The sequence below is a fragment of the Anthropogastromicrobium aceti genome (assembly GCF_020687335.1).
Taxonomy (GTDB): Bacteria; Bacillota; Clostridia; order Lachnospirales; family Lachnospiraceae; genus Anthropogastromicrobium; species Anthropogastromicrobium aceti.
Window position 1 is genome coordinate 1 of sequence record NZ_JAJEQN010000070.1, and the last position, 8,691, is coordinate 8,691.

Below are 8,691 nucleotides of genomic sequence, written 5' to 3' on the forward strand. Positions count from 1 at the left end.
TTTTTGCGGGTCCCAAGCTCAAAAACCTAATCGTGCAAGCACGAACGGCTTTTGGAGCTTTTGACCCTGGTATCATTCATATAATGATGGCGCCTGCGGAATCGCGAAACCAGACTGCAAAACACCATTTTCGTCAAAATAATATTCACCATTTCCAATGGTCATCTTTCCAGTTGCCATATCGCCTGCCTGATAAAAATAATATTGCTTTCCATCAAGCTTAAGCCAGCCTGTGTGCAGCTTTCCATCTGGGTCAAGATAAAATTTCGTATCGCTACCCACCCAGCCTGTAACCATCTGCGCTGTCGTATAATCAAAATAATAGCAGCCCTCTTCAAGCTCCTGCCACTGCAGACCAAGTGCACCATTTTCATGCACATAATAAGTGGCGCCATTCCAGTTTACAAAACCCTTCTTATCACCTACACCTGATAAAACCTTAATTGAGCAGACCTTTGATTCTCCTGACGCATTATACACATAAGCCTGTACTGTATACACACCGTTTTTTCCGGCGTGATCTAAAAGGCTGACATGATAAGAAATTGTATCAGATGTCACCTCCAAAGATCCCTTTGTCAGCACATCTGTACTGTCATACTCAATCCAGACAGGAAACTCAGCTCTCACAGCATCTGAGCCGACATCCCATGTCACGGTAAAGCCGGCATCGTCAATCTGCGTCACACGCGGATGATATACATTAAAACCGCCAGTCGTGCCCCAATCATTTATCTTTGCGTAGGCATTGTCAAGCAAAAGACTTGTATCCTCATAACTTATGCCTGAGTCTGATTTCATAACGACTGCTATAAGATCAACATCGTCTCGCTTTGCAGCTGTCACAAGCGTAGACTGGGCAAGACGTGTATAGCCCGGCTTTCCGGCATAAACACCCTCACATTCAAACTCACCTGAAACCATCTTATGACCACTTGTCATATTTCTCTTAGATGTATACGCTGTTTCAGGAATAGTGTATGTTTTCGCAGAAAGAATTTCCTTTGCCGCCGGATTTTTTAGTGCTGCCTTCATAATAAGCGCCATATCATATGCTGTTGTTAAATGATCGTCAGCATCAAGTCCGTGAGGATTTGAAAAATGAGTGTTTTTTGCACCAGCTTCTTTTGCTCTCTCATTCATCAGTTCAACAAAGCTGTCGATATCACCGCAAACTGCTTCCGCTAAGATATTCGCGCACTCATTGCCTGAGCACATCGTAAGACCATATAAAAGATCCCTGATAGTAAATTGCTCTCCCGGCTTTGGCATCGGATGAAGTGTTGAACTAAGCGGTGCAATCTGATTCAGTGCATTTTCTGACACAGTTGTTACAGAATCAAGGTTCTTACATTGTTCCACCGTCACAAGCAGCGTCATAATCTTTGTAATGCTTGCCGGATGAAGCTTTTCGTCAGCATTTTTTTGCAAAACAATTTCACCCGTATCTGCATTCATCACGCAGTAACCTAAGGCTGATACGCCAATCCCCGGCTGATCTTGTGACTGATCGCTGTCATTTTCCCGTACCATAGAAGCCTGCACAGTTTCAAGAAATGAGCCATTTTTTGCACTGCTTCCAACTATACAGGAAAGTAATAAAACGATCACGCCAAGAAGGAGGCTCTTCTTATTCAATCGCATTACCTTACCCTTTCATATAGCTTTCTGATTATACTTTATTAGTTACTAATTCAATCTAGTCTATCATACCTGTGTAAAGATTGCAAGTGTGGGATCTGCTCATGTTACGAAAGCCTTCGGTGTAAGTTGCGTAAGCCCTTCGGTGTAATGGTTTCGTCGACGGACCAAACTCAGCAGGTTCCTTTTATGTTCTTTCTTATCATACATTACTTTGAAAGACCTGCTTCAAGTGTCCGTCTCGTGAAAGCCATTCACCTTCGGGCTTTGCCGCAATATTGGCTTATCCATTAGCTATAACACGTTTTACATAATATCCCGTGTAGGACTGCGGGCACTCTGCCACTTCTTCAGGCGTTCCCTGCGCTACTACTGTTCCTCCGCCGTCTCCGCCTTCTGGTCCCATATCAATAATATAATCAGCTGTCTTTATTACATCTAAATTGTGCTCGATTACAATTACTGTATTGCCGTTTTCTACAAGCTTCTGCAGCATTTCTGTAAGCTTGTGAACATCTGCAAAATGAAGTCCTGTCGTCGGCTCATCTAAAATATAGATTGTCTTTCCTGTACTCTTTCGGCTTAACTCAGTCGCCAGCTTAATACGCTGTGCCTCGCCGCCTGAAAGCGTTGTGGATGGCTGACCTAATCGTATATATGAAAGACCTACCTGATACAATGTCTCAATTTTGCGGTAAATAGACGGAACATTTTCAAAAAATGTAAGCGCCTCTTCTACTGTCATATTAAGCACATCATAAATACTCTTTCCCTTATATTTTACTTCCAGCGTTTCTCTGTTATAGCGTTTTCCCTTGCAGACCTCACATGGCACATACACATCAGGCAAAAAGTGCATCTCAATCTTTACGATACCATCACCGGAACATGCCTCACAGCGTCCACCCTTTACATTAAAGCTAAAACGACCCTTATTATAGCCTCTCGTCTTTGCGTCAACTGTTGAAGCAAAAAGATCACGGATCATATCAAACACGCCAGTGTAAGTTGCCGGATTAGAGCGCGGTGTGCGGCCAATCGGACTTTGATCTATATTTATTACCTTATCAAACTGCTCTATGCCCTTAATCTCTTTATATGCACCTGGAATGGTTCTCGCACGGTTTAGCTGCTTTGCAAGCGCCTGATACAAAATTGAATTGACAAGGCTGCTCTTGCCAGAACCAGATACACCAGTTACGCATGTAAAGACTCCCTTAGGAAAATTCACTGTGATATTCTTTAAATTATTTTCCTTTGCTCCCACTACAGTCAGCCAGCCCTGCGGTTCTCTTCTTGTTTTTGGAACTGGAATCTTAAGTTCACCGCTCAAATATTTTCCAGTTATGGATGCCGGATTTTTCATAAGTTCTTCTGCCGTGCCTGCTGCAACAACCTGACCGCCATGCTCACCTGCACCAGGTCCAATATCAACTACATAATCGGCAGCACGCATTGTATCCTCATCATGTTCAACGACAATAACAGAATTGCCAAGATCACGAAGATGCTTTAATGTGCCTAGCAGCTTGTCATTATCTCTTTGATGCAGACCAATGCTTGGCTCATCTAAAATATAAGCCACACCAACAAGACCAGAGCCAATCTGTGTTGCCAGACGAATACGCTGTGCCTCACCGCCTGAAAGCGTACCAGTTGCACGCGACAGGCAAAGATAATCAAGACCTACATCAATCAAAAACTGTACGCGCGCTCGGATTTCCTTTAAAATCTGCTCACCTATCAGCTGCTGCGTCGTGGTAAGCGTCAAATCAGATAAAAATGATGCAAGATCACGAATAGAAAGATTTGTCACCTCATAAATATTTTTATCTGCCACTGTCACGGCAAGTGATTCTCTTTTCAGACGCATGCCCTTACATGTAGAACATGGTGTAATGCGCATAAATGTTTCGTACTCTGCTTTGATTGTTTCCGAACCTGTCTCACGGTAACGGCGCTCTACATTTTTAATTAAGCCCTCAAATACAATATCATACACGCCTTCTCCTCGCTGTCCCTTGTAGCGCACCTTTACACTCTTATTAGTTCCATTTATCAAAATATCATGAATTTCTTTGCTGTATGACTCAAATGGCACGTCTAGCGTGAAATGAAACTCCTCTGCAAGTGCATTTAAAATCGCTCTTGTAAAGCTGCCTTCATCGGTACATGACTGCCATCCAGGCACAATAATTGCCCCCTGATCAATGCTAAGCGACTGATCCGGAATCATAAGCTGCTCATCAAACTCCATCTTATAGCCAAGTCCAAAGCAAGTTGGACACGCACCAAATGGATTATTAAATGAAAAGCTTCGCGGCTCAATCTCATCAATACTTATGCCGCAGTCAGGGCAGGAAAAGTTTTGGCTAAACGTCATTGGCGTTCCATCCACAACCTCCACAAAAGCAAGACCATCTGCCAGCTTTAACACATTTTCCAGTGAATCGGCAAGACGCTTTTCAATACCCTCTTTTATGACAAGACGATCTACAATAATCTCAATATTATGCTTTATATTCTTATCAAGCGTAATCTCCTCTTCCAGATCATACTGACTACCATCAATGCGCACACGCACATAGCCGCTCTTTCTTGCCTGCTCCAAAACCTTCTCATGACGGCCTTTCTTTCCGCGCACAACAGGTGCCAGCAATAAAATCTTCGTGCGCTCTTTAAGTGCCATCAAACTGTCCACCATCTGATCAACAGTCTGACGGCTTATCTTTCGGCCACAGACAGGACAATGTGGAACACCAATACGCGCATATAAAAGACGAAAATAGTCGTAGATTTCCGTTACGGTACCTACCGTAGAACGCGGATTTCTATTAGTAGATTTCTGATCAATGGAGATTGCCGGCGGCAAACCTTCAATACTTTCAACATTTGGCTTTTCCATCTGACCTAAAAATTGTCTTGCATAAGATGAAAGCGACTCCATGTATCGCCTCTGACCCTCTGCATATATTGTGTCAAATGCAAGTGAGGATTTTCCTGAACCAGACAATCCAGTCAGCACAACAAGTTCATCTCTTGGAATATCCAAATCAATGTGCTTTAGATTATTCTCTGCTGCACCGCGGATTCGGATAAATTTCTTATTTTCCATATTTATTATTATATGCCTTTCTTTTAATCATCTAAATATTTTTTCAGATTTCTCATCTGATCACGAAGTTCTGCCGCTGCTTCAAAGTTTAACTCAGCAGCTGCCTTATTCATCTGTTTTGCTACCTTTGCAATCAACTTTTCGAGTTCCTGCCTACTCATTGATTCTGGATCCTTTGCAAGCTTCTCATCAGCCTTCTCTGCTGCCTTTGAGATTGAAATCAGATCGCGGACAGCCTTCTTTATAGTAGTAGGTGTGATGTTGTGCTCTATGTTATACTCATTTTGAATCTCGCGTCTTCTTTTTGTCTCCTCAATTGCATTTCGCATAGAGTCTGTTATCGTATCAGCGTACATCACAACATGACCTTCGCTATTTCGTGCTGCTCGTCCAATCGTCTGAATAAGTGACGTCTCTGAACGCAGAAATCCTTCCTTATCAGCATCTAATATCGCCACAAGCGCGATCTCCGGAATATCAAGACCCTCTCTAAGCAAATTGATGCCCACCAACACGTCAAACACATCAAGACGCATATCGCGAATAATCTGTGCGCGCTCAAGCGTATCAATATCAGAATGCAGATAGCGCACGCGAATACCTGCATCGCGCAGATATTCCGTCAAATCCTCTGCCATTCTTTTTGTTAAAGTCGTGACAAGCACTTTATTTTTTGACCGCAGCGTTTTTCTAATCTCGGCAATCAGATCATCAATCTGCCCCTCAACTGGACGCACCTCAATCGGCGGATCTAAAAGTCCTGTCGGACGTATAACCTGCTCTGCACGCATCATCTCATGCTCACCTTCATAATCGCCTGGTGTTGCCGAAACAAAAAGCATCTGGTCAATCTTGCTTTCAAATTCACTAAAATTCAAAGGGCGATTATCAAGTGCTGATGGAAGGCGAAAACCATAATCTACCAGCGTAGTTTTTCGTGAGCGGTCTCCTGCAAACATACCGCGCACCTGCGGAAGTGTAATATGAGACTCATCCACAATAATTAAGAAATCATCTGGAAAATAATCAATCAGCGTAAACGGCGGTGAACCGGCCGGAAGCCCTGCCAGATGACGCGAATAATTTTCGATTCCAGAGCAAAAGCCAGTTTCTCTCATCATCTCAATATCATAGTGAGTGCGTTCTGAAATTCGCTGTGCCTCCAGCAAACGGTCATTTCGCTTAAAGAAATCTACACGTTCCTTTAGCTCTTCTTCAATATCAGTTGTTGCGCGAAGCATCTCCTTTGGGTCAACAACGTAATGAGAGGCCGGGAAAATTGCGATATGCTTTAGACGGCTTCTTACCTGTGCTGTCAGCGGATCAAACTCACTTATCTGATCAATTTCATCACCGAAAAACTCTACGCGCACTGCAGTCTCACCCTCATTTGCTGGAAAAATCTCTACGACATCACCATGCACACGAAATGTACTTCGGTGAAAATCCATATCGTTTCGCTCGTACTGCATCTCAACAAGCTTTTTGATTACTTCATCGCGATCCTTTATCATTCCTGGACGAAGTGATAAAATCATATCCTTATAATCAACAGGACTTCCCAGACCATATATACACGAAACAGATGCCACTACAATTACATCACGTCTCTCAGAAAGCGCTGCCGTCGCAGAAAGCCTTAATTTATCAATCTCCTCATTGATCGCAGAATCCTTCTCAATATACGTATCAGATGAAGGCACATAAGCCTCAGGCTGGTAATAGTCATAATATGAGACAAAATATTCAACTGCATTCTCTGGGAAAAATTCCTTCATCTCACCATATAGCTGACCGGCAAGCGTCTTATTGTGGGAAATAATCAATGTTGGCTTATTTAATGCCTGAATGACATTTGCCATAGTAAATGTCTTTCCCGAACCAGTTACACCGAGAAGTGTCTCGAACTGATTTCCCTCTTTAAATCCTTTTACAAGCTCCTCAATCGCCCTTGGCTGATCGCCAGTCGGTGCATACTCAGACACCAGTTTAAAATGATCCATATTCCCGCCTCCATCGTACATTATTTTTTACAGTTCTGTATTCATACGCTGCTGTGCTGTTTGCGGTACCTCAAGCACACCAAAGCGCCACAGCATAGGGTAAATATAAGAAACACCGCGAATATCGCCAAGCGCTTTAGGGCGATCCGCACTCTTTATTTTCATTGCATTTGAAAATGCCAGTCTGATACTGCTCCACGCCAATGACTTACTATTCTCCCGTCTGTCAATCCATAACTCTTTTGTCAGTTCTCCATTTCGTCCACGTTTAATAGTATAGGAAAATGGAAGACCTGACACAGTCTTAAACGGACAGTTCTGGCAATCAATTACAAGCTGCCACAAAAGCTCACTTGCCTGATTTTCATCGCCTGCCTTAACAGCTTCAATTAATTTTTGTTTAAGCTTCTCGTCCATATGACACCCTTCTTATATTATAAATACTTGTAACTATTCAGAACCCCATTCGCAAAATCGCATCTTCGATGCTTCTATTTTGCATGGCTCTGAATAGTTACACATACCTCATCATGATCGGCACAAGAATGTTCATATCAATCGGCTTGGAGACATGATCATTCATACCTACATCAAGCGCCATCTGTCTATCCTCTGTAAAGGCATTTGCTGTCATTGCAATGATAGGAATTTGTGCCTTATTTTGATTTTTCATTCTGCGAATTTTCCTAGTAGCATCATAGCCGTTCATGACAGGCATCTGAATATCCATAAGAATCATCGCATAATATGAATTATCTGCCTTTTCAAGCATATCAATGCACTCCACACCATTGCATGCCCTCTCTATAATGCAACCTTCCTCTTCTAGAAGCTCCGTTGCAATTTCTGCATTAATATCATTGTCCTCTACCACCAAAATTCTCGCACCAACTAAGCTGGCTTTATCATGAGTTCCTTTATCCCGCTTTGCAATTGATTCCTCTTTTGATGCAATTTTGCATGGGATAGTTACAGTAACTGTAGAGCCGTCGCCAATTTTACTTTGCACATCAACACTGCCATCCATCAGCTCAACAAGCCTTTTCACGATACCCATTCCAATGCCGCTTCCTTCTACACGGCTTATCGTTGAATTGCGCTCTCGCTCAAATGGTTCATAAATATGCTTTAAAAACTGATCTGACATACCAATTCCATTATCTTTTACAGTAATAATAACATCGCACCAGCCATTCTTTTTGCCAGGCGCCTGCGAAATATCACAGTTTATCACACCTCCATTATTAGTGTACTTAATTGCATTGCTTATGATATTAATAAAAATCTCCGATACATGAGAAACATCCATGTAAACATACGGATAAAGCAAATGCTTTGTCTCAGTAATTGTCTGTTTCTTTTCTTCCGCCTGATTCAAAAACATCATAACCCATGTTTCAAAATCTGCGCCGATATCTGAAATTACATATTCCATTTCTGTCTTATTATTTTCAATTCTGGCAAGATCCAGCACATCATTAAGAAGAGACAGCAAATTCTGGCCGCATGACTGAATATTTTTCATATATTTTTTAAGTCTTTCTGCATCATCTATATGCCTAGATGCCAGATCTGCATATCCGATAATTGCATTCATTGGCGTCCTTATATCATGCGACATATTAAAAAGAAACGTCGATTTTGCATTATTTGCACTTTCAGCCTTTTCTACTGCCACCTGCAGCTTTTCATTAAGCTCCTGTGTATTTATTGCTGCCCTCGTTGCAATAGCCTCGGCCTTTCTTGCCTTTCTTAAAAGCACAAGAATCACAGTCATAACACTTAAAACAGTAACGACACTTACAATAGATACTTTTAACAGATTGTGTTTTATATAATCTTCCAATGTTATTTTGGGGGTGCGGACGCTTTCTTGGACCTGAATTAAGCAATTCCAAGACTGCGTCTATACTCCATCGGACTCAAACCCCC

5 protein-coding genes are annotated in these 8,691 nt (G+C 42.2%); all 5 read right to left on the bottom strand.

The window, feature by feature from the left end:
• Nucleotides 1-72 precede the first annotated feature (72 nt).
• Nucleotides 73-1,644, bottom strand: a complete 1,572-nt coding sequence (locus LKD48_RS15855; RefSeq protein WP_308732582.1) for a serine hydrolase — start codon at nt 1,642-1,644, stop codon at nt 73-75.
• A 280-nt stretch (nt 1,645-1,924) separates the two neighbouring features.
• Complete coding sequence (uvrA, locus tag LKD48_RS15860; protein WP_308732583.1) at nt 1,925-4,756, bottom strand: excinuclease ABC subunit UvrA; 2,832 nt, start codon at nt 4,754-4,756, stop codon at nt 1,925-1,927.
• Between the two features lie 23 nt (nt 4,757-4,779).
• On the bottom strand, nt 4,780-6,759 hold the full coding sequence (gene uvrB / locus LKD48_RS15865) for an excinuclease ABC subunit UvrB (RefSeq protein WP_308732584.1): 1,980 nt from the start codon (nt 6,757-6,759) through the stop codon (nt 4,780-4,782).
• A gap of 27 nt (nt 6,760-6,786) precedes the next feature.
• Nucleotides 6,787-7,176 (bottom strand): hypothetical protein, encoded by a 390-nt coding sequence (locus LKD48_RS15870; protein ID WP_227100309.1) that lies wholly within the window; start codon nt 7,174-7,176, stop codon nt 6,787-6,789.
• A gap of 97 nt (nt 7,177-7,273) precedes the next feature.
• Complete coding sequence (locus tag LKD48_RS15875; RefSeq protein ID WP_308732585.1) at nt 7,274-8,605, bottom strand: ATP-binding response regulator; 1,332 nt, start codon at nt 8,603-8,605, stop codon at nt 7,274-7,276.
• Nucleotides 8,606-8,691 lie beyond the last annotated feature (86 nt).